The sequence below is a fragment of the Photobacterium sp. GB-210 genome, assembly GCF_003026075.1.
Classification (GTDB): domain Bacteria; phylum Pseudomonadota; class Gammaproteobacteria; order Enterobacterales; family Vibrionaceae; genus Photobacterium.
In genome coordinates, this window is record NZ_PYNU01000011.1 from 36861 (window position 1) to 56155 (window position 19295).

General features: G+C 38.2%; 23 protein-coding genes. 10 read left to right on the top strand and 13 right to left on the bottom strand.

The genetic code is table 11. The features are described 5' to 3' along the window. Positions 1-97: 97 nt before the first annotated feature. Positions 98-487: a hypothetical protein gene (locus tag C9J38_RS13480; protein ID WP_107207541.1), complete on the top strand. Its 390-nt coding sequence runs from the start codon at positions 98-100 to the stop codon at positions 485-487. Positions 488-553: 66 nt separating this feature from the next. Here the strand turns inward: C9J38_RS13480 and C9J38_RS13485 are convergent, their stop codons facing one another. The 5 genes from C9J38_RS13485 to C9J38_RS13505 are packed head-to-tail and all read right to left on the bottom strand — an operon-like array spanning position 554 to position 6194. Continuing rightward, complete coding sequence (locus C9J38_RS13485) at positions 554-1300, bottom strand: ABC transporter ATP-binding protein (RefSeq protein ID WP_233217764.1); 747 nt, start codon at positions 1298-1300, stop codon at positions 554-556. A 1-nt stretch (position 1301) separates the two neighbouring features. Next, on the bottom strand, positions 1302-2576 hold the full coding sequence (locus C9J38_RS13490; RefSeq protein WP_107207543.1) for an ABC transporter permease: 1275 nt from the start codon (positions 2574-2576) through the stop codon (positions 1302-1304). A 2-nt stretch (positions 2577-2578) separates the two neighbouring features. Then, positions 2579-3793, bottom strand: a complete 1215-nt coding sequence (locus tag C9J38_RS13495; protein ID WP_107207544.1) for an ABC transporter permease — start codon at positions 3791-3793, stop codon at positions 2579-2581. Beyond that, a complete protein-coding gene (locus C9J38_RS13500; RefSeq protein WP_107207545.1) occupies positions 3790-5064 on the bottom strand; it encodes a TolC family protein in 1275 nt (424 codons plus the stop codon). Before C9J38_RS13500 ends, C9J38_RS13495 begins: the two co-directional genes overlap by 4 nt. After that, positions 5064-6194 carry an efflux RND transporter periplasmic adaptor subunit gene (locus tag C9J38_RS13505; protein ID WP_107207546.1) on the bottom strand — a complete coding sequence of 377 codons (1131 nt, stop codon included), beginning with the start codon at positions 6192-6194 and terminating at the stop codon, positions 5064-5066. Before C9J38_RS13505 ends, C9J38_RS13500 begins: the two co-directional genes overlap by 1 nt. A 575-nt stretch (positions 6195-6769) precedes the next feature. On the opposite strand from C9J38_RS13505, the gene C9J38_RS13510 reads away from it, so the two are divergent. The 3 genes from C9J38_RS13510 (at position 6770) to C9J38_RS13520 (ending at position 10471) form a co-directional block, all read left to right on the top strand. Further along, positions 6770-7408: a 2OG-Fe dioxygenase family protein gene (locus tag C9J38_RS13510; protein ID WP_107207547.1), complete on the top strand. Its 639-nt coding sequence runs from the start codon at positions 6770-6772 to the stop codon at positions 7406-7408. Then, positions 7386-8624: a cysteine desulfurase-like protein gene (locus C9J38_RS13515; RefSeq protein ID WP_107207548.1), complete on the top strand. Its 1239-nt coding sequence runs from the start codon at positions 7386-7388 to the stop codon at positions 8622-8624. The genes C9J38_RS13510 and C9J38_RS13515 overlap by 23 nt, the downstream gene beginning before the upstream one ends. A gap of 410 nt (positions 8625-9034) precedes the next feature. Beyond that, a complete protein-coding gene (locus C9J38_RS13520) occupies positions 9035-10471 on the top strand; it encodes a glyceraldehyde-3-phosphate dehydrogenase (RefSeq protein ID WP_107207549.1) in 1437 nt (478 codons plus the stop codon). A 221-nt stretch (positions 10472-10692) separates the two neighbouring features. On the opposite strand, the gene C9J38_RS13525 is transcribed toward C9J38_RS13520, so the two are convergent. Further along, positions 10693-10941: a hypothetical protein gene (locus tag C9J38_RS13525; RefSeq protein ID WP_105061985.1), complete on the bottom strand. Its 249-nt coding sequence runs from the start codon at positions 10939-10941 to the stop codon at positions 10693-10695. A gap of 559 nt (positions 10942-11500) precedes the next feature. Between C9J38_RS13525 and C9J38_RS13535 the strand changes: the two genes are divergently transcribed. The 3 genes from C9J38_RS13535 (at position 11501) to C9J38_RS13545 (ending at position 13451) form a co-directional block, all read left to right on the top strand. Then, positions 11501-12352: a DMT family transporter gene (locus C9J38_RS13535; RefSeq protein WP_107207551.1), complete on the top strand. Its 852-nt coding sequence runs from the start codon at positions 11501-11503 to the stop codon at positions 12350-12352. Between the two features lie 386 nt (positions 12353-12738). Beyond that, entirely contained in the window at positions 12739-12939 is a 201-nt protein-coding gene (locus C9J38_RS22045; RefSeq protein ID WP_233218508.1) for a hypothetical protein, read from the top strand. A gap of 29 nt (positions 12940-12968) precedes the next feature. After that, positions 12969-13451 carry a rod shape-determining protein gene (locus C9J38_RS13545; RefSeq protein ID WP_107207553.1) on the top strand — a complete coding sequence of 161 codons (483 nt, stop codon included), beginning with the start codon at positions 12969-12971 and terminating at the stop codon, positions 13449-13451. Between the two features lie 2 nt (positions 13452-13453). On the opposite strand, the gene C9J38_RS13550 is transcribed toward C9J38_RS13545, so the two are convergent. From C9J38_RS13550 to C9J38_RS13565, 4 genes are all read right to left on the bottom strand, one after another. Next, positions 13454-14140 (bottom strand): DNA alkylation repair protein, encoded by a 687-nt coding sequence (locus C9J38_RS13550; protein ID WP_304589404.1) that lies wholly within the window; start codon positions 14138-14140, stop codon positions 13454-13456. 11 nt (positions 14141-14151) lie between these two features. Next, positions 14152-14730: a DJ-1/PfpI family protein gene (locus C9J38_RS13555; RefSeq protein WP_107207555.1), complete on the bottom strand. Its 579-nt coding sequence runs from the start codon at positions 14728-14730 to the stop codon at positions 14152-14154. 271 nt (positions 14731-15001) lie between these two features. Then, positions 15002-15319, bottom strand: a complete 318-nt coding sequence (locus C9J38_RS13560) for a fumarate hydratase (RefSeq protein ID WP_107207556.1) — start codon at positions 15317-15319, stop codon at positions 15002-15004. A 229-nt stretch (positions 15320-15548) separates the two neighbouring features. Then, positions 15549-15782, bottom strand: a complete 234-nt coding sequence (locus C9J38_RS13565) for a hypothetical protein (RefSeq protein WP_233218509.1) — start codon at positions 15780-15782, stop codon at positions 15549-15551. Positions 15783-15886: 104 nt separating this feature from the next. Here C9J38_RS13565 and C9J38_RS13570 point away from each other — a divergent pair, with 104 nt between their 5' ends. Further along, positions 15887-16144 carry a type B 50S ribosomal protein L31 gene (locus C9J38_RS13570; RefSeq protein WP_005365865.1) on the top strand — a complete coding sequence of 86 codons (258 nt, stop codon included), beginning with the start codon at positions 15887-15889 and terminating at the stop codon, positions 16142-16144. A gap of 2 nt (positions 16145-16146) precedes the next feature. Continuing rightward, positions 16147-16290 (top strand): type B 50S ribosomal protein L36, encoded by a 144-nt coding sequence (gene ykgO / locus C9J38_RS13575; protein WP_005365863.1) that lies wholly within the window; start codon positions 16147-16149, stop codon positions 16288-16290. A gap of 104 nt (positions 16291-16394) precedes the next feature. Here the strand turns inward: ykgO and C9J38_RS13580 are convergent, their stop codons facing one another. Further along, the gene (locus C9J38_RS13580) at positions 16395-16670 is read right to left on the bottom strand and encodes a nitrogenase-stabilizing/protective protein NifW (RefSeq protein WP_107207557.1); all 276 of its coding nucleotides are present in this window, start codon (positions 16668-16670) and stop codon (positions 16395-16397) included. A gap of 148 nt (positions 16671-16818) precedes the next feature. Here C9J38_RS13580 and C9J38_RS13585 point away from each other — a divergent pair, with 148 nt between their 5' ends. After that, positions 16819-17460 carry a LysE family translocator gene (locus C9J38_RS13585; protein WP_107207558.1) on the top strand — a complete coding sequence of 214 codons (642 nt, stop codon included), beginning with the start codon at positions 16819-16821 and terminating at the stop codon, positions 17458-17460. Positions 17461-17597: 137 nt separating this feature from the next. On the opposite strand, the gene C9J38_RS13590 is transcribed toward C9J38_RS13585, so the two are convergent. Further along, entirely contained in the window at positions 17598-18074 is a 477-nt protein-coding gene (locus C9J38_RS13590; protein ID WP_107207559.1) for a DM13 domain-containing protein, read from the bottom strand. A gap of 290 nt (positions 18075-18364) precedes the next feature. Continuing rightward, positions 18365-19153: a phosphoribosylglycinamide formyltransferase gene (locus C9J38_RS13595; protein WP_107207560.1), complete on the bottom strand. Its 789-nt coding sequence runs from the start codon at positions 19151-19153 to the stop codon at positions 18365-18367. Positions 19154-19295 lie beyond the last annotated feature (142 nt).

Genomic DNA, 19295 nt, shown 5'->3' on the forward strand with positions numbered 1-19295 from the left:
TAGCGATAAATGTTTGAGTAGTGTTAAATTTTACTGGATATAAAGTTTCGCTTTTTTGATGTGGTAAAGTTAACCCACATTAAAAGAGGAAAGATACATGAGAAAAACTCTGTTGCTGGTGGGGTTATTAGTTAGTTCACATGCAATGGCAAATGATCAGGCTTTGTTTAACGTATTGGCGAAAATCGTATATGTAGAGCATGGCATGGGTAAAGCGTGGGTTATTGTTGATGATATACATTGCGATACTCATCAGCACGAAATGCAGTGTGATTATAAAGAAGTGACAGAGCAACGCATGATTAAAGAAGAATTAGCCCAACAGTTAGTGGATACGCTACAGCCTTTCATTGGTCTCGATGATATTGATAATAAAAAACTAAAACAGCTTTCTATTAAAAATGCTAAATGTTTAAAGAAATCAGTACAAAACAGTTCAGGTGAAACAAATGGTGATTATCAATATCAATGTACTATTGAAAAATAAGAAAATACGGTTTAGAACGAAAATTATAAAATAGCGAGCAAAATGCCCGCTATTTTATATTTAAGATTAAATAACTGCCGATGCTAAATGCGGTTTATAGCCTGTCTTTTTATCAGAAACTATTTGTCCATCTTTGATAGTGATAATGCGTGGCGTTCTTTCCGCTAGGCTGACATCGTGAGTGACGACAATTAAGGTTCTTCCTTGTTGGTGCAAGTCATTAAAAAGTGCTTCAATCTCTGCGCCTGATTTAGAGTCCAATGCCCCCGTTGGTTCATCCGCAAGGATAATTTGTGGATCGTTAACTAAAGCTCTCGCAATTGCCACACGCTGCTTTTGACCACCCGATAATTGATTCGGTTTATGGTGAATACGATCGGCGAGTCCTACTTGGGCTAATAAATCTGCCGCTTTTGCTCGACGTTCTTTTGTTTTTACGCCTCGGTACACGAGAGGTAGCGCAACATTATCTAATGCAGTGGCATATTCTAATAAGTTAAAACTTTGAAAAACAAAACCAATTTTGTGGTTTCTGATTTTTGCAAGTTGGTGGCTTGTCATTGATGATACATCGTTATTATCCAGCAAATATTCGCCAGATGTCGGCTTATCTAAACAACCTAGCATGTTCATCAGGGTAGATTTACCAGAGCCTGAAGGGCCAAGTATTGATAAAAACTCACCAGAATGAATAGTGAGAGAGACATTATCTAATGCTTTAACTAAATTATTTTCTTCGCCATAGAACTTACAAATATGATTAAGCTCAACTAAAGCTGTGTGTGCCGGGGAGGTACCCAATGTATTTGTCATTTTATTCACTTTGTAATGCCTCTAATGGCGTAATACTTGCGGCTTTATTCGCTGGGAACCAAGCTGCAAGAATACCAACCAGAATTAATGCAGAAATTACGATTAACATAACGGACAGTGACAACTCAGGTTTAGGGCTGCCCAAACGAGCATAAAAACCCGAATCTGAAATAGGGATTGCGTCAATGATGCTGACAAGGCCAAGTGTCATTAATAACCCGATAAAACCACCCATAGCCATCGTCATCATAGCTTGCACAATATAATGTAAACGAATATGGCTAGGCGTTGCTCCTACTGCCATCCGAACTCCAATATCACGTGTTGCGCGTTTTACACTGGCGTACATGACATTTGCAATACCTATTCCCGCAACGCCTAATGTTACAAAGCCAATAATGCCTAAGAAACTCTGTAGCCCGAGTAAAAATGAACGCATGGTTTCTTGCTGTAGCAGCATGTCATCCGTTTGAATTAACTGTTCATCAGCAATATCCGCGTTGTATTTTCGTGCAATTACTTGCCGTATAGTTTTGGCCAATTGTTCACGGTTGGCGTTGGGTTGAGGTTCTACATTAATACCTTGGATTGGAGAATTGGGATAAAAGCGTTGCCATGTCGCCAACGGCACCAATATGCTGTATTCAGAGGAAGACCCCGACTCAATGTTACGATCATCTTTTAGTACACCAATTACGGTGAAATCTTCATCACCAATTTTAAATTGTTTACCAACAGGATCGCTGTCGAGTTTTACGTCTTTATCCCAGCTAAACGCAGCTTTGTTAAATAATAGCGCTGCTGTTGTTTTCCCTAAAATAGCGACTTTTCGCTGTTCTTTTGTATCAAGAGGGTTAAACCAGCGGCTACCTGCCATTAATGTTAAATCATTGAGTTTTTTATAATTGTTTTCAACCGCAAGCGGAAACATAAAGGCTTGGCGATCTTTGTAATGCGCACTTTCTTCCCATGTTGCGGTTGCTGAAACCATTTTTACTGTTGGTAATGCTTTAATAAGCTTTTGATCTTCAATGGCTAAATCAAGTGATTTTCCTTTGTAAAAATTACCATAATTAATGGATGCGACACCGGTTGATACATAAATGAGATTGCCGTTTCCACTGGTTGAACTGCGAATTAACCCTTGGCGTAAACCCTCACCAGCTGCGAGCATGGTACTAATACAGACTGTCGACCAAACAATGGCAAGAATAGTAAGACTTAAGCGAAGTTTCTCGGCTGACATTTCATGGAAAATTTGTTTAACAGGAAACATTGTTAGGCCCTCGCACTTAATGCTATCACTGGCGTTAAGTGTGCAGCCCTACGTGCTGGAAAAAATGCAGCTAATAAGGCAAGTACTGCTGTGATCATGAGTGTTAAAACGATAGATGTTGACGTCATTACTGGGTGACCGAGCCAATCGGGTAATGAGAGAAGATTTAAGCATTGAATGATGATGGCAGAAACGGCAATACCGGTGAGAGCTCCCACTGTCACCAATACAGCACCTTCGACCATAAACTGCATCAAAATATGAGTAGGGGTCGCACCAATGGCAAGCCTTACGCCTATTTCGCGGGTTCTTTCTGCTACAGATAAAAACATGATATTAGCAACACCTAATGCACCTACCGCGAGTGCCATTGCACCGCTAGCGCCTAAAAATAGCTGGATACCTCGTAACAGACTGGTGTAGAAATCGGCAAAGCGGCTGTAATCTGGCATTCGTATAGCCTGTTTGTCTTTAGGATCAAACTGGTACTGTTTAGCGAAAAAGCTTTGCATTGCTGTACGTAATGCCATGCCTGAAATGCCTTTCGCTGGTTGCACTAACAGATCGGTAGGATTACTTAGCCATAAGTCATTAAATGTTGTACTTGGAATTAAGGCGGCACGTTTAATTCTGGTAAGCCCGCTACTTTCTGTCTTTTTTGAAATACCGATCACTTGAAACGGCACACCATTGATGTTGATGTTGTCATTCAAACGAATGTTTCCGCGTTTCGCGAGACGCCAGCCTATAATGGCAACACGAGTATGGTTGGCTAAATCACTCGGTGATATTTTACGAGAGCCTAGCACTAAACGTGTGTTATTAAGCGCCAGGAAGTGATTATCAATACCAAAGACATTCCCTTTTAATTGAGTGCCGTCAATATCGGTGACTTGTGCTTTGGCATTCGAATATAAAATAGAGACTTGTTTTATTTGAGGCACCTCAGACAACGCACTTAGCTGCTTTTCCGTTGTCGTGATCTTTCTTCTCGCAGGGTATCCTTGCCACGGTTTGCTCGTTTGTGCAAAAGAGACTTTCTGTGTATCGCTCATCAGCATAGAAAAAGATTTTAAGTTTTCACGATAAAACCCTTCGCCTAATGCGACTAAGACTAAAACTGAAACAATCCCCCAGACTATCGCAATAATGGCCAATGCACTTCTCAACCTATGGGTAAGCAGTGTTTGAACGGTTTGGCTAAGCAGTGTGATCATGGCATTAAGGCCTGAGAAAGCTGAGTAATTGTTTGGTCATTGAGTTGACCTGTTAGCTTTAGCAATTCAATTCGGTTTAACCAGTATTGATAGAGAAGTTGCTGTAAGTCTTCTTTACTTTGATATACCGTATCTTGAACGTTGATAACGTCTAATGCTGTTGTACCATCAGCGCCAGAATTAAATAAAATTTCTTTAGTTTTAAGTGCCTTTTCATCGGACTTGACTTTTTCTACGCCCATTTCAACGCGTTTCCAATCCAGATCAAGTTGGTTAAAGCGTGTTTTCACATTATTTTCGAGATTAAGTTCGACTTTTCTTAATTGCTGTTTAGCTATTTGTAACTCGAGCTTAGATTGTGAAACTTTGGTTTTAATCGCGCCATTAAGATCAATCGGCACTGAAACACCAAGGTTTGCACTCATCCCTTCGCTATTATTGTCAAAGTTATTACTGTAGCCAACAGAGCCGTTAACAGTAGGGTAGTATCCCGCTTGTGCTTGATCTACCGCGAGTTGCTGACGTTTTACATTTTGTTTCGCAATCAATAATTCAGGGCTGTTATCTTTTGCTTTGTTTAACCATGCTTTTTCATCATTGACGGCCAGTGCTGGTTGGTGAAGATTTTGGCTGTCGATTTCATTGACGCGATCAGGTGTTTGGTTGATCACGATAGCGAGTTCAGACTGTTTTTCAACGAGATCTGATTGTCGTTGCAATACAGTGGTCTCAGTGCCAATGACATGCGCTTTAGCATCGTCAATTCCTGTTGACATAATCAATCCGGATTTGTAGCGCTGTTCTGTCAGTGAGAGAAGTTGTTGACTATCTTTACGTTGTTGCTCTGCAATGGTGAGCGAACGTTGAGCTTGTGCTAAAGCGAAATAAGCTTGGATAAGCTCTTCTGCCAGTGTGTTTTTCGCTTGCGTAATCGCGATTTTTGCAATAACTACATCTACTTGTGATTGATCCAATGCAGCCCAGTTTTGACTATTCCAAATCGATTGATTAAGTGAAATATTGTAGCCATTACTGTTGCCACCATCTTTAGTCCAGCCCGTTGTTGCACTCCCTTGAAGGCTAGGAAGTAATGCACTTTTGCTTAGTGATACACCGTATTGACTCTGAGTTTCTTCAAGCTGTTTAATACGGTAATCAGGATTGGTTTGTTTTGCCGCTTTCCATGCTTGATCAATCGTTAATGCGAAGCTTTGAGTGCATACCAAACCCAGTGAAAGACTCAATAGTGTGTTACGCCATAAAGCTGTCATTATAAGCCCTCGACCATGCTAGCATCGATGATACTTTGTTTAGGTTTAATGCCTGATAAGACTTCAACATTAATACCGTCTGATAAGCCTAGCTTCACGGGAATCTCTTTATAGCCTTTCGTTGAGTCATCGGCGATAAGTACAAAAGGATCATTACCTTTAAAATGCAGAGCGCGTTCAGGTACCGTCATTACGTCTGTCGCTTTTTTCAATGTGATATGTGCAGTAGCCGTAAAGCCTGAGCGTAAAGTAATATCTTTAGGAAACTGAATGTCACTGACTTCAACCGCAAAACCATTGTCAAAGCTTTGTGCTTGTTGATTATTATTACTATCGTTGTTTAGTTTTTCTGATTGCACCGCAACTTTCGTGAGTTTTCCCGCTATTTTTAGATCAGGATAAGGCGCAAGGGTTAATTCAACAGGCATTCCCTCTGTTAGTTGGGCTGCATCATGCTCACTCACCGAACCTTTAAAGATGATATTTTTCATATCAGCCATGGTCATAATTTCTGTTGCTGCTTGGTTTGATTCCGTTGAAGTGATCGGTTCACCGACATCGACTTTGACATCTAATACCGTACCGTTAATCGGCGCATAAATAATAGAGGTGAGTTTGGTGGAGCCTGCATCTGATTCGCCTTTACTCATTAGATCAGATTCTTGTTGTTTTTGTTTTAACTCAGCGGTTCTCGATTTCACATCTGCTTGTGCTTGAATATAGGCATCGAAATTAGCGGGAATAATTTTTTGTGCCGCTAAACGTTTTAAATTCGCTAATTTTATTTTGGCTGATTCCAAATCGGCTTTGCTTTTTAATAAGTCAGCATTAACACGAGTCAGATCTTGCGGTGTAGGGTTTGGACGAAGCTTTATAACGGGAGAGCCTGCCTCTACTTTGTCACCTAGATTGACATAAATTTTATCTACTATCCCTTCTATTTGAGATTTAATCTTTACCGCTTGAGCTGGCATGATTTGTCCTACCGCAATGGCTTGTTTCTCAATCGTCGCATTTTTAGCAGTCAGCATGGTGAAATGGTGTTCATCAGAAGAGGGAGCTTTAACTGCATAAATACCTAAGGCAGCAATAGCACTTAGGGTTGCAACGACAATCCAGCGTTTTTTCATAGTAATACTCTAACGGTGTAAATCGAAAAAAGGAATCTAAGTAAGACAACTATGAATAGCAGAATTCATAATTACAATGGTTAAATTTTAAATAGATATAAATTAAAAGTGTTATTTAACTGTCAAGTTATTTTTAGAGCAATAAAAAGGAAAACGATTGTTAACTAGAAAAGAACACATTGTCATTTAGCGGCAGGAGCAATATGTATAAATAGGCGTTAACCTTCCTATCAACTGATTATATTGTGCTTAGTTCTGAATTTAATTTTTTATTGTGATTATTTTACGTATAGGTTTATGTATTCACAGCTGATGATGGAATATTTTCTCCGGCTTATTAAAATATTGACATAACCGAATAAATGTAACCTGCCTTCTTTTTTTTTGATAATTAATGGATTAAACCACTGATTCTCTGTCTTGTATTAGATTAATGTTTTAATTTTATTCTTTTCTGGATTTAGGTTTTGGAATTTATGTTCTTTTTGGCTTATTTGATTGAAATTAAACACTTTAGCAATATATTATAATGTTAGTTAACGAGTTATTAACATGGATAGAGGCGAGGGTGTTTAATGGAGATAGAAAATAAATTCTTAATCGAAGCTTTCCAAGTACCGTCAAAGGTAGCAGCGAAAGTTGCTCCATTCTTTGACTTGCTCCCCCCTGACAAGTACATCAACAGCGATCATCGATTTCGTGCTTACGCGCGTTTTCAGTTTGAAAATGGAAGCATCATTAAACTTCCCCATTCAAAATTTAAACAGTCATCTCAAGTTAACCGGGTGCTCGGTGACGTTGAGCGAGACTTTTCTGATATATCACAAGACATGGTAAATACCGTTGAATTTCAGCATCTTTTGAAATCATTTATGGAACGCACTGGGGCTATAGATGATCACTCAGTTGTGGATGTTCACCAAATTCGTGTTACTTGCGACCATGATGCTGCAAGTGCACCTGCGCCAGAAGGAATACACCAAGATGGCTTTCGGTATGTTGGTATTTTCTGTGTTCAAAGAAAAAATATCTCAGGCGGATATACGCAAATCTTTGCTTCTCCAGTAGAGCAGCATCCACATATGAATACAGTGCTTGAAGAAAACCAATTTGTAATACTCAATGACGAACGCTTTTATCATTACATATCTGAAACATTATCCAATATTGAAGGGCAAAAAGGAGTAAGAGATGTCTTCGTCTTTACCGCTTAGTCAGCATGTAGATCTTCTACGTAAACAATTTCCAGCGTTAAATTGTGAGGTTGATGGTCGTCAAGCTATCTATTTTGATGGTCCAGGAGGTGCACAACAACCGCTTAGCGTGATAGAGAGTTATGGTAATTATCTTAAGCAGGGTAATACTAACCTCGGCGGTCATTTTTCTGTCAGTCGTAAAACGGTAGAGCTTGTCGATACATGTCGTGAGAAAGCGGCAGCACTTTTTGGCGCAGAGAAAAAAGAAGAAATTATCTTTGGGGCTAATATGACCTCGATGACTTTCCATTTTAGTCGTGCGATAAGTAACGATTGGAAAGAAGGTGATGAGATCATACTGAGTACTGCAGATCATGGTTCAAATCGCTCATCATGGGCGATGGCTGCTCAAGATAAAGGGGTAAAAGTTCATTATATTCCTATCTTGGATAATACTTGCCAACTTGACCTTGAAGCGTTTGAACGCCTACTAAATGATAAAACCCGACTTATTGCTGTGACTGCAGCGAGTAATCTTTCGGGTACGTTAGTCGATATTGAAAAAATAACCCGTCTTGGTAAAGCCAATGGCAGTGTCGTTTATATTGATGCCGTGCATCTTTTACCCCATAAAATCATTAACGTTGCTTCTTTAGGCGCTGACTTTGTTGCAGGCTCTGCCTACAAGTTCTTCGGCCCTCACCTTGGTGTCTTGTACGGTCGCCAACAGGCGTTAGAGTATTACTCTCCTTATAAGGTAGAGCCAGCTCCTTCATACTCACCGAATTGCTGGGAAACAGGAACGCTAAATTTTGAGGCGTTATCGGCATTCTCTTCGACAATTGATTACTTAGCGTCTTTAGGCCACGGAAGGTGTTTACGAGAACAATTAGAGAGTGGTTATGAGAACATTGGCAATTACGAGAGTTTTCTCGCGAGCAAGTTCCTGACACGTTTGAAAGACTACCCTTCAATTGAATTGTTTGGCGAGCCTAGTATTAATAATAGAACGGCAACGTTTGCACTGCGCTTTGGTGAGTTGAACCCAACAGAGGTAGCCGCTCATTTAGGAGAGCAGGAGATTTACACCTGGAGTGGTCATCTTTACGCTGATATGTTGACAGATGCACTTAAAATAACAAAAAAGGGTGGGATCTTACGTGTCGGTTTAATGCATTATAATACCGAAGAAGAAATCGAACGTTTTTTCAATGCCCTTGATCAGATACTTTAACGATTGAGTAATTTTTAATGAGAGGCCTTACTTTTCAATGAGTAATGTCTTCGTGTTATTGATACTTGATTGGGTTGCGATTTAATTATCTGTAAATTAAATAAGTTAAAAATGGGGGATGAAACATTCCCATTTTTAATGTGTCGCAGCCTTATTGACGCCATGTGTAACGATTTAAGCTCTCCATTGCTTTTACTCGTTATCAATCATGAGTGACACTTATTTTTCCTAGCTGAACAGCTAATCTCATCTTAAACGCAATCATATAAAAACTACAGCTTGAAATGCTGTGCTTTCGAATCTTTAAAGTGGCACTAAAGACCATGACTTGAAATGCACTCTTAATGCTAAGTGGCTCCCTACAATCGCCATGAAAGCAAAAACTTAACGTGAAAAGGTCCTGAGAAAAAATGAGTCCAGAAAAGCACTTCCGAGAATGGCAAACGAGTCAAACTTACGCCGAATCTATTGCTCCTGTTTTAGGCCAACTGTACCGTCAAAAAGGTGTTGAAGTTATACTTTTTGGTAAAACATTAGTTAATGCGACAACAATCGACATCATCAAAGCTCACCGTGTTGCCAAGCGTTACATTGGTTGTTCACTTACAGTTGAACAAACGCAACCAATTATTCAGCATCTTATTAAGATGGATTTGTCACCTTGTCGTATTGATGTCGGGCGCCTCGCATATACATTTTGGGAGAGTAATGTAGATACACATGGGCTGGATGATTTCTTGCAAACAGCATTGAAAGATTCACTTGAAGATGATCCAATGACAGAGCCTCGTGATGTGGTGCTGTATGGTTTTGGTCGTATAGGTCGTTTATTAACTCGATTATTAGTTGAAAAGAGTGGGCCCGGTTATCCATTAAGATTACGTGCTATTGTGGTGCGGGGTGGAAAAGACGGTGACTTAGAAAAACGCGCCAGTTTATTACGTCGAGACTCTGTGCATGGTCAGTTTAATGGCAGTATAGTCATCGATCATGAACGTAAAGTCATCATTGTGAATGGTAACTACATTCAAGTGATTTATGCCAATAAACCGCAAGATGTCGATTACTCCACTTTCGGTATTAAGGACGCCTTAGTTGTTGATAATACAGGTGTGTGGCGCGATACTGAAGGGCTTAGCCAGCACCTTGCATGTAGAGGTGCCAAAAAGGTGTTGTTGACCGCGCCAGGTAAAGGAGAAATAAAGAACGTTGTATTCGGTGTAAATGAAGATGTTATTGACCGTGAAGACACGATAATTTCTGCTGCAAGTTGCACGACAAATGCGATTACTCCGGTATTAAAGGCAGTACATGATAAGTTTGGTGTATTGTTTGGTCATATTGAAACAGTACATTCATTTACTAATGACCAAAATCTGATAGATAATTTCCACACCGGAGATCGTCGTGGCCGTGCTGCTTCATTGAACATGGTGCTGACATCAACCGGTGCTGCTAAAGCAGTGGCAAAAGCCATGCCTGAAATGGCAGGTAAATTAACAGGCAACGCGATTCGTGTTCCAACCCCAAATGTATCAATGGCGGTAATGAATCTTCAATTAGAGCAAAGTACCGATAAAGAAGCGTTGAACGCTTATTTACGAGAAATGGCGCTCTCTTCAACGTTATCTGCACAAATTGATTTTACTGACTCGACAGAAGTTGTCTCGACAGATTTAGTTGGTTCGCGTTATTCGGGAGTGGTTGATGGTGTTGCGACCATTGCACAAGATAATCGTGCCGTTTTGTATATTTGGTATGACAATGAGTTTGGTTATAGCTGTCAGGTTGTGCATTGCATGGAGCAGATGATGGGAGTGCGTTATAAAACATATCCTTACGTTTAATGAATAGTTTTCTTAAATCGATCTTAAAATAATAAAGATACCAGTAAAAATATAATGGTTTCACTTGCCTCTTTTTATGAAGAGGATTGCCACTTAGCGCTACTCCCCATAGTTCTGAGTGGCTTTTATTGACGAAAGAAAACAGTGAAACAACGCTTTATCGATAAAATCTGGATGAATAAAGCGCTGCGAGTCTTACATAGATAATTGCACCTAATGATTTATAACCCCATGTATGCCATGAGTTCACTCTTGATACGATTATATTCTCGATTCGTTACTTTTTGTGCTTGATAGTCGGTAGATTCTGCCTGCCCATCTTCTGCGACTTCAATTTCAAGAAAAGGTAGTTCATTGCTATTGGTCATTAGGTACAAAGCACGATTACCATCAATTTTATAGTCAAGATCAAAAGCAACAATCGTTTCCATATTGATATAGACAGTATTTATTTTAAGCGCTTTTTTCATCACATCACCTCATCCCTTTAAAATCAATATTTAAGCATTAGAATAAGCATATTCTCGATTATTTCTTCTGTCTTTATTGAGTTATGCAAACATACCTTTTGCTATTGCATAATCGTCTATACGTAAATGATAAGGGGATTTTTGTTACATGAAGATGTGTCGTACTTCGCCTTTATTTGTATTCGAAAAGAAAGACAAGATAAGAAGTTATAATATGAGTAATTTATTATTAAGTTGAACGAATGCAAAAATTTAATATAAGTCGAATAAACACTGATTTTGGCATATTTAACGTTATAGGCACTTACAATAAAAAATGTAAAGAGCTAAAGGTAAGTCAGTTATACCAGATGGGGACTGATGGTTGGTTTGAACTGGATATTAATAGATCTCCATCTGTTGTTGAAAAATTAGAGTCTTTAATAATAAACCACATTAATTAAAGAACTTTATATTGCTTTATAATTGGTGGGTATTATTTATATCTGGTTTGGGTTTATGGACTTGGTTTAGACTTTAAATCATTAATATCACAAGTATTCAAAAAGGGTTAGCAGTGATGCTGTCAATATTATGGATGATGGGTGCACTTTGCTCGTTTTGTTTAATAGCGATTGGTGCTAGAGAGTTATCTGGTGATATCACCACAGCTCAGTTAATGGCACTGCGTAGTATAATTGGGTTAGGTATTATTAGTGCTATTATCTTATATTATCAAGATAAGCGTTTATTTCAGACACAACGCTTGCGGTTACACGTATTTCGCAATGTATTCCACTTTGCTGGTCAATATGGCTGGTTATTAGGGTTAACATTATTACCCTTGGCAGAAGTTTTTGCGATTGAGTTTACCGTACCTATTTGGACTGCAATTATTGCCACGTTGTTCTTAAACGAACGCTTTACCTCAAAGCGTTTGTTTTCCTTAGTGCTGGGTTTCATTGGCGTACTTATCATTGTTCAGCCCGGTATTAAAATCATTAATAGTGCTTCGCTAATCGTACTAGGGGCGGCGATGTGTTATGCCGTATCTCATGCTTCAACTAAATCACTTTCTACTTCAGATAAGCCATTAACTATTCTATTTTTCATGTGTTTAGTACAACTTCCGTTTGGGTTAATACTAGCTTACCAAGGTTGGCAATCACCCAATATCTTTGCGTGGGGTTGGATTGTTTTAGTGTCTGTTTCAGCACTATTAGCCCATTTCTGTATGACCAAAGCAATGCAATTTGCTGATGTAACCTTAGTGGTTATGATGGACTTTTTGCGCTTGCCTTTAATCGCGATTGTGGGGTTTTATGTTTATGAGGAAGGGATTGATTGGACTCTTTTCTTAGGTGCCAGTTTTATGCTAGTGGGTAATTTAATGAATGTGAGTTCACCTAGAAAAGAAATGGTGAATAGCTAATGTGGTCGTTATTCGTATCTTTGGGTTATTACGTATTTCTTATTTTTAGTGGGTTATTATTTCTGATTTTGACGCCGTCTACATTGGTGTATGCAGATGCTCATAACATGTTGTTAATGATGACAATATGTACCTATATTATTCTTTTTTTGCTGTTCGTTTATTTTCTCGTAACAAATGATAGCTTTAGAACCGACGTTTTTACTCGTATAACAAAGAAAGGAAATAAAATTTTCAGTATTGCACCAGCATTCATTTTATTTATTATAACACCGCTCTTTATTTATATTTTTTATATAAAATTGATCCCTAGTGTAATAACTGCCTTTCCTAATAATATTGCGTATCAAACTGTCGTTATTAAAGATCTTTCACAAGATAGAAGCATGCAATGGTGTATTGAGCCTGAAGAGTTTACACAGTTCATGAATGATAGTATTTGTGAGATTCCCTCTGAAGTTGGGAGTAAATTATCATTAAATGATCGCGTTATTTTAGTGGGGAGAAAAACAGATCTTAGCTTTGGCTATTATGCGATGGTCGTGATGAAACCTGAATTAGACACTCCCATTAAGCATCACTTTTAACAGCTTTGATTTGAGGATAGAGCAAGGCAATGTCGTTTTTACAAAAATTTAAATGCGATCTATTGGTTGAATTGAGTGTTAAACAGTTATCTGTTCAGGTATTTGGAACGGGTGAAAGGGCGGATTTATCTCCTTATATTGCGATTGAAAATACGAAAAAAAACGTACTAGCTGTTGGTGATAAAGCAAAACATTTATCAGGTTCAAATATTACAGTAATTAATCCGTTTGATCATAAACGCTCGTTTGTCGGTGATTTTGCATGCGCTGAAAAGGTGCTGCAATATGCTGTCCGTGAAGTATTAGGTCACAACAAGTTTGTGTTAAGCCCACGTATTGTGATGCATCAATTGGAAAAAGTAGACGGTGGTCTCACTGATATTGAAGAGCGAGTGTTAAAAGAACTGGCGATGGGAGCTGGAGCAAGGGAGGTCTTAGTACATCATAATCAGGCTCGCATTCATGCTCAGCAAACCTCTTATGCAGCGTTGAAAAAACAAATAGGCTCGTAGTTTTATAGTGCCATTAATTTTTGTTGCGTGGTTTTATCCAGTTTTTCTAATGCATAGCGAAAAGCCGTACGGGTCATCGCGCTGCGGTGCTGAGTTAAGTATTTAATCACAGTTTCAGGTTCGTGTTTAGACAGTACTTTTAGCATCCAACCGTATCCTTTTTGCACCAAGTAGTGCTCATCATTCTGGAGTAAATTCGCCACGGTTAATGGGAATAAGTCGCTGTAGTCCTTTTTGTTCATTGGATAAATCAGGATCACTGCCGTAGCGCGGCGAACAGCAAAGTTATCATGGTTTACCCACGGCAAAATTTTAGGAAATAGTGATTTATATTTCAGTAGCAATTCACCAAAAGCATGGGTACAAAAATCATCACAATCGTTCCAGTCAGTTACGTAAGTAAATAACCAATGTTGGAAGGTTGTAAAGGTTTCAGGAGTATATTGCTTCTTCATTTTAAATGCCCAATCGTAAGCAATAATACTACAAGCCCAATCACGCTGTTTTAGCAATGTTTCACACACTGATAAAGTTGAATCAATATCTTGGATTTCTAATTGTTTAAAAAGCGCAGCAGAAAGGGCCCGAACCTGACTGGTTTTAATCGCTTTGGCGGGATAGCCTATTTCTGAAAGGGCATTTTTAACGGTTGATATGATCGTCATGGCGTCCTGCTTGTTGGCATTTATTGTAAATCATTTTAAGGGTATTGTTGCCAATGGTATTCCATTTGATGTGCCACTTGTTCTGCAAGCACTAAGCTGTGTAATTTTGATACGAGGTATAAGCTCATGTCTATTCCTGCTGATATACCTCCGGATGTTATATATTTTCCATCACAAACCCATCTCTTGTTATCTATGACATTTAGTTCAGGGAAGGTTTCGATTAAAATTGGGATGTCTTCCCAATGTGTCGTAACAAACAACTGAGTAAACAACTGGGCTTGCGCCAGTAAAAATACGCCAGTACAAACAGAAACAACATGTGTTGCTGATGAATCAACATGCTTTATCCATGCTAATACTTCTGCTTTATTCATTTCTTCAGTGTGAATACCACCGACAACAATGAGGACATCTATATGCGGGTGATCATTAAAGCTGTAATGTGGTAGAACTTGGAAACCGCCTCGTGCTGCCACTGGAGCGGACGTTTCAGCAATGAGGAATATATTCCAATCTTTTGCATGTAAGCGCTTAGCGGTACTAAAGACTTCGAAAGGCCCAGAAAAGTCGAGAACTTCTGCATTGTCGTAAATATAAATACCGATATTCATTTTTGCTCCATGCATGAACGAACTTAAAGGAGAAAGGAACAGATATAACGTTTAGTAGAGCTATCATATCGTGCAATATTATGGGAGGTAAGAGAGAAGATTGTGATGAGTGATACATTTTTGAATGTTTTAATAAAACAATGAATGACTCTGTTATTGAGTGGTTATTTGTAACGAAGTATTGGGATAGCTGAATTAGAATAATTAATGAAGTGTTAGCATAATCGAAATCATTATTTTTAACACTTCATGCTCGGTACTTAATCAGTATTTAGTTAGTGACTTGACCAATAAAAATAAATACAGCAATAACCGTTGGCATATAAGCGTATTTGAGAATTTGTTTTAATTTAAAGCTTGTTAAACGTGGTGCAAAGAGACTAAATAAAATACTTACGTTACATAGTAGAAAAAGTCCGTATGTTTTAATGGTAACGTCGTGTGTTTTTAATAACTTAATTTGTGCGAGGATTAATACCACATTAAGAATGATGCTAAAGATGCGTGCAATATTAAACTGTGCAAGTTGCATATCATTCGTTGAATTATCTCGCTCAGTTTTATCAACAGTGTCTACTGGTTGGTTCATGAATGTACATTCCTGAATGATGATGTTTAAAAGGGCAAAAAAGCCCAACAATGGCATGATAATCAGCCATATTATTTCGATATTTTAACTAAAGAGAAAATTTGTGACACCCCTAATTATAGCTAATTTTGCAATATCAGGTTGGAAAATTAATCGTTATTACATTGGTTATTCAGATTAATGTTTAAGTTTCTCTTTTTCTGTGTTTTTTATGTTAATCATGAAGCTGTTAAAGTGTGTCATTAATGGTATTCAAAAGGTTGTAAAAGAGGCGGCGAAGAAAAAGTTCTTCTAATAATGGATTCGAAAAATCAGATTCTTTCCTATACCAAGTCGCGAGGCTTAAACTTGATTGAATGTAATTAGCAACAAGATCATGTTCTAACCCATTCTCATTTTGATGAATAAGAAAGAGATCTTCTGCTTTATAAAATGATCGGTATAAAAAAGTGGTTTCAGTCATTATCCGCATCTCGATATGAATCTTACTGATAACTATTATCATCTTTGTTGATCTTGCTTGTTGTTATGTTATAACATAACCAAAGGCAGCAAGGGAGAGTAATAATGAAAGAAGGTATACACCCAGAATATCGAACGGTGGCTTTTCATGACACTGGTGCAGACAAGTACATAATGGTTGGTTCAACAATACAAACGTCAAGAACGGTTGAACTAGAGGGAGAAACATATCCTTATGTTACGTTAGATGTTTCTATGCATTCTCACCCGTTTTACACCGGTAAGCAGAAGATGACGAAACGTGATGGACGTGTTGCTCGATTTAATAAACAGTTTGCGATGACAGGGCTAAAAGGGGAATAACAATGCAGGTATTAAGCTCATTAAAAAGTGCAAAGAAGCGTAGTAAGGATTGCCAAGTCGTTAAACGTCGTGGTCGCCTTTATGTTATTTGTAAATCAAATCCAAGATTTAAAGCAGTACAGGGCAAGGTAAAGAAGAAAAAGTAAGATAGCAATAGTGAAAGGATGAATCCCAACCGGCTAGGTATCATCATATTAAAATAATATATTGCATATGAAGCCCATTACAAACGTGATGGGCTTTTTGTTTATTATCGACGTTGACAACTGGTACATCCGCGACAAGCTTGTCTTGTTGATTTATCTAATAATGAACGTTGTACACGACAGTAGGCATTTTTCAATGCTCGGCGGCCTGAAAACCAATCATCAGGCTTTTCCATGATCAAATAACCACCAAAGCGCTTTACTAACGCCTCACGATTGGCATTGATAAATTGGCTGTCGTAGCTAATCTCAAAGTAATCAAGTGCCTGCTCTATAGCAGTGAAATCTTTAATAGTTGTGAGAATATCTGGTTTGGTCATGGTGTTGTCTCTATTTATTGAAAGCGCAAGGTAGCACAAAGGGAAGTAAGGTATTTTGATTTTGATCTGTATATTAGGTTGTTAATAAATTGTTTGTTTTTTAATTGTTTTTAACTATTGTGGAGAGTGAAAAGAAAAGGAGACTGAAATGGAATTATTTACGACCTACCTAACAGAATTAATAGCCGTTGTTACTATCACGGTTTTAACCATTATTACACCGGGACCTGACTTTCTGATTGTGGTTAGAAATAGTCTCGTTCATTCAACGCGTTCTGGTATTCTCACTGCATTAGGTGTTGCTGCTGCGATTTGGGTACATACTTTTTATACCTTAGCAGGGATTGGCGTATTGCTTTCTCAATCTATTGTTCTCTTTTCTATCGTTAAATACCTTGGTGCGGCCTATCTGCTTTATATTGGTTATAAAAGTCTAAAAAGCACAGCGAAGACAACATTAGAGAATAGTGATCTTAAAAAGAAGGATGTTAGTGCTATTGCAGCTTTTAAAATGGGTTTTTTAAACAATATGTTAAACCCTAAAGCAACGTTATTCTTCTTGAGTTTATTCACTCAGTTAGTTAGTGCGTCGACACCTATCGCTATTCAAATTACCTATGGTGCGATTGTGTCATTTACCTGTTTTGTTTGGTTTTCTATGGTCGCAATTTTCTTAAACCGCAGTTACATTAAAAATGCTTTCTTATCAGCTCAGCAGTATATTGAAAAAGTCATGGGTGTGGTGTTAATGGCATTAGGCGCGAAGGTTGCTTTATCTAGCTCTAATTAATCTTATGATTTATTGATAGTAAAAATAAAAGCTCAGCAAGTGTTAGTTAAAAATAATATTTGGAGTGGAGGATATTAAGACTATTGTATTCAACCCATAAGAGGTTATTCGCGTCTAAAGTGTAGCTGTGTTCAATCTTATTGGTATTTAGCTGAAGTAATAAATTGACCAAAAGATTCACACCACACGATCACTGTATCGTATTCAGTGATATTAATGTTCTGAGGCACATTGACAACGAAATTATCAAAGGTTTTCACGTTTCCTACCAACACCATATTGGCTTTTTCTTGGTTAAATTCTGTTTCGGTTTCTACAAATTTAGGTGATAGGTATAGTTTATAATCAGGCCCTGGTGCGAGTTTTCCCATTAAGGTTATTTTTGTTGGTGAGATTGAAACTTTACCTTCGCCCCAATGGAGAAAGTCGCTACCAGCTAATCCTTTTGTGAACTCACCAGAATACTGGGCTTGCTTTGAATTGCGAGAGACTTCAGATTGTGTTGGTGCCGTTGGCGCAGTCAAAATAGGCAGCAAATAGATCCCTAGGGCAACACCGAATGCACAGGCAAGTAAGTGAGTGATAAGAAGTGTAATTGTCTTTTTGATAGTCATAAGTCTACCTGCGTTGAAACAATAGGTTTTTATAGGTATTGCTTAAAAATGTTATAAATTCAAATTCTTAATGCTTTATTTCTAATAAACATACAAAAATCCCGTAACGATCACTCACTACGGGCTTTACTTATTGTTATCGGTTAACCAATGACAAATTACACACATAGAGTTATGTGTTGCTGTTTGTTTTTAAAGGTAGCGCTTTTGAATGATTAAAAATCTGCGATTCAAGTGACAAATATAAAAACGCCCTAGTGAGTAGGGCGTTGAAGTGAATAGAAAGTGAATTAAACGGCAACGCTGTTTGGTTGTAAGTATTGCTGCCAAGCGGTTTGGTATAAATGTAATGACTCTTGACGTAGTTTTTTAATTTTCTTCTCTTCAAACTCTGTCAGAGGGCGTTTTTGATGCAGAGCTAAACGTTCAATTTTCTGAATTTGTTCGTAAATATCATGCTCTTTACCATTTTTCACATCAGAAATATCTTTTAAGTGAAGTTGTACTTCGGCAATGATTTTACTTTGTGGCAGTTCAACTAATACATTCAAATCACGGTAACCAGAAGCTGTTGGTTTTTTAAAGCGGTTTTTAACACCTACAATGGTCGCTTCTTTGCTTAGTAGTTCAAAAGATTGCACTAACGATGAAACATCGTTAGCAACGAGAGAAGCACGCGCGATATCCGTAATTTTATTCGTTTGACCATTTAGCTCTGTTTCAATTTTATGTTGTGCGCGTGCCATTGACTTAACGGCAGGAACTAATGCTTCAGTTGATGAAACTAGGCTAATGCTACGCATAAGATGTGCTAATTCAACTTGTGCTTGAGTTGATGCTTGGTACAAGGTAGTAAAGTCATCATACGGTTGTGCAATGTTATTATTTTTCCAAGATTGAATGCTATATAAACCACTTAAATCACGTTGAAATGACTTCCGGCTTGCTTGAGATAAACGGGTTGGTGATGGTTGGTCAGAGATTGTGTATGCAGGCGCAACAGCGGGTGCTGCAACCACAGAACGGCTAAGCATACAGAACAGAATAAAGCTTGTACGTAGAACAGATTTTACATCCATTAAGCAACTCCCAACGATATTGTCCTTCAATATCAAACACACAAAAAGAGTATTTAAAAGTGTTGTGTAGTTTGTCGGCGCTTGGTTTTACTTTCTGATCTGATGTTAGCAATATAGCCTGAATGGGAGGTAAACTCTGTGT

What these genes read in the sequence shown, in the direction of transcription:
- C9J38_RS13590 (WP_107207559.1), bottom strand. Translation starts at nt 18,074, where the DNA reads ATGACTATCAAAAAGACAATTACACTTCTTATCACTCACTTACTTGCC.
- C9J38_RS13490 (WP_107207543.1), bottom strand. Translation starts at nt 2,576, where the DNA reads ATGTTTCCTGTTAAACAAATTTTCCATGAAATGTCAGCCGAGAAACTT.
- C9J38_RS13525 (WP_105061985.1), bottom strand. Translation starts at nt 10,941, where the DNA reads ATGAAAAAAGCGCTTAAAATAAATACTGTCTATATCAATATGGAAACG.
- C9J38_RS13515 (WP_107207548.1), top strand. Translation starts at nt 7,386, where the DNA reads ATGTCTTCGTCTTTACCGCTTAGTCAGCATGTAGATCTTCTACGTAAA.
- C9J38_RS13500 (WP_107207545.1), bottom strand. Translation starts at nt 5,064, where the DNA reads ATGACAGCTTTATGGCGTAACACACTATTGAGTCTTTCACTGGGTTTG.
- C9J38_RS22045 (WP_233218508.1), top strand. Translation starts at nt 12,739, where the DNA reads ATGCAATGGTGTATTGAGCCTGAAGAGTTTACACAGTTCATGAATGAT.
- C9J38_RS13480 (WP_107207541.1), top strand. Translation starts at nt 98, where the DNA reads ATGAGAAAAACTCTGTTGCTGGTGGGGTTATTAGTTAGTTCACATGCA.
- C9J38_RS13505 (WP_107207546.1), bottom strand. Translation starts at nt 6,194, where the DNA reads ATGAAAAAACGCTGGATTGTCGTTGCAACCCTAAGTGCTATTGCTGCC.
- C9J38_RS13565 (WP_233218509.1), bottom strand. Translation starts at nt 15,782, where the DNA reads ATGACTGAAACCACTTTTTTATACCGATCATTTTATAAAGCAGAAGAT.
- ykgO (WP_005365863.1), top strand. Translation starts at nt 16,147, where the DNA reads ATGCAGGTATTAAGCTCATTAAAAAGTGCAAAGAAGCGTAGTAAGGAT.
- C9J38_RS13535 (WP_107207551.1), top strand. Translation starts at nt 11,501, where the DNA reads ATGCTGTCAATATTATGGATGATGGGTGCACTTTGCTCGTTTTGTTTA.
- C9J38_RS13585 (WP_107207558.1), top strand. Translation starts at nt 16,819, where the DNA reads ATGGAATTATTTACGACCTACCTAACAGAATTAATAGCCGTTGTTACT.
- C9J38_RS13485 (WP_233217764.1), bottom strand. Translation starts at nt 1,300, where the DNA reads ATGACAAATACATTGGGTACCTCCCCGGCACACACAGCTTTAGTTGAG.
- C9J38_RS13520 (WP_107207549.1), top strand. Translation starts at nt 9,035, where the DNA reads ATGAGTCCAGAAAAGCACTTCCGAGAATGGCAAACGAGTCAAACTTAC.
- C9J38_RS13580 (WP_107207557.1), bottom strand. Translation starts at nt 16,670, where the DNA reads ATGACCAAACCAGATATTCTCACAACTATTAAAGATTTCACTGCTATA.
- C9J38_RS13495 (WP_107207544.1), bottom strand. Translation starts at nt 3,793, where the DNA reads ATGATCACACTGCTTAGCCAAACCGTTCAAACACTGCTTACCCATAGG.
- C9J38_RS13510 (WP_107207547.1), top strand. Translation starts at nt 6,770, where the DNA reads ATGGAGATAGAAAATAAATTCTTAATCGAAGCTTTCCAAGTACCGTCA.
- C9J38_RS13560 (WP_107207556.1), bottom strand. Translation starts at nt 15,319, where the DNA reads ATGAACCAACCAGTAGACACTGTTGATAAAACTGAGCGAGATAATTCA.
- C9J38_RS13555 (WP_107207555.1), bottom strand. Translation starts at nt 14,730, where the DNA reads ATGAATATCGGTATTTATATTTACGACAATGCAGAAGTTCTCGACTTT.
- C9J38_RS13570 (WP_005365865.1), top strand. Translation starts at nt 15,887, where the DNA reads ATGAAAGAAGGTATACACCCAGAATATCGAACGGTGGCTTTTCATGAC.
- C9J38_RS13545 (WP_107207553.1), top strand. Translation starts at nt 12,969, where the DNA reads ATGTCGTTTTTACAAAAATTTAAATGCGATCTATTGGTTGAATTGAGT.
- C9J38_RS13595 (WP_107207560.1), bottom strand. Translation starts at nt 19,153, where the DNA reads ATGGATGTAAAATCTGTTCTACGTACAAGCTTTATTCTGTTCTGTATG.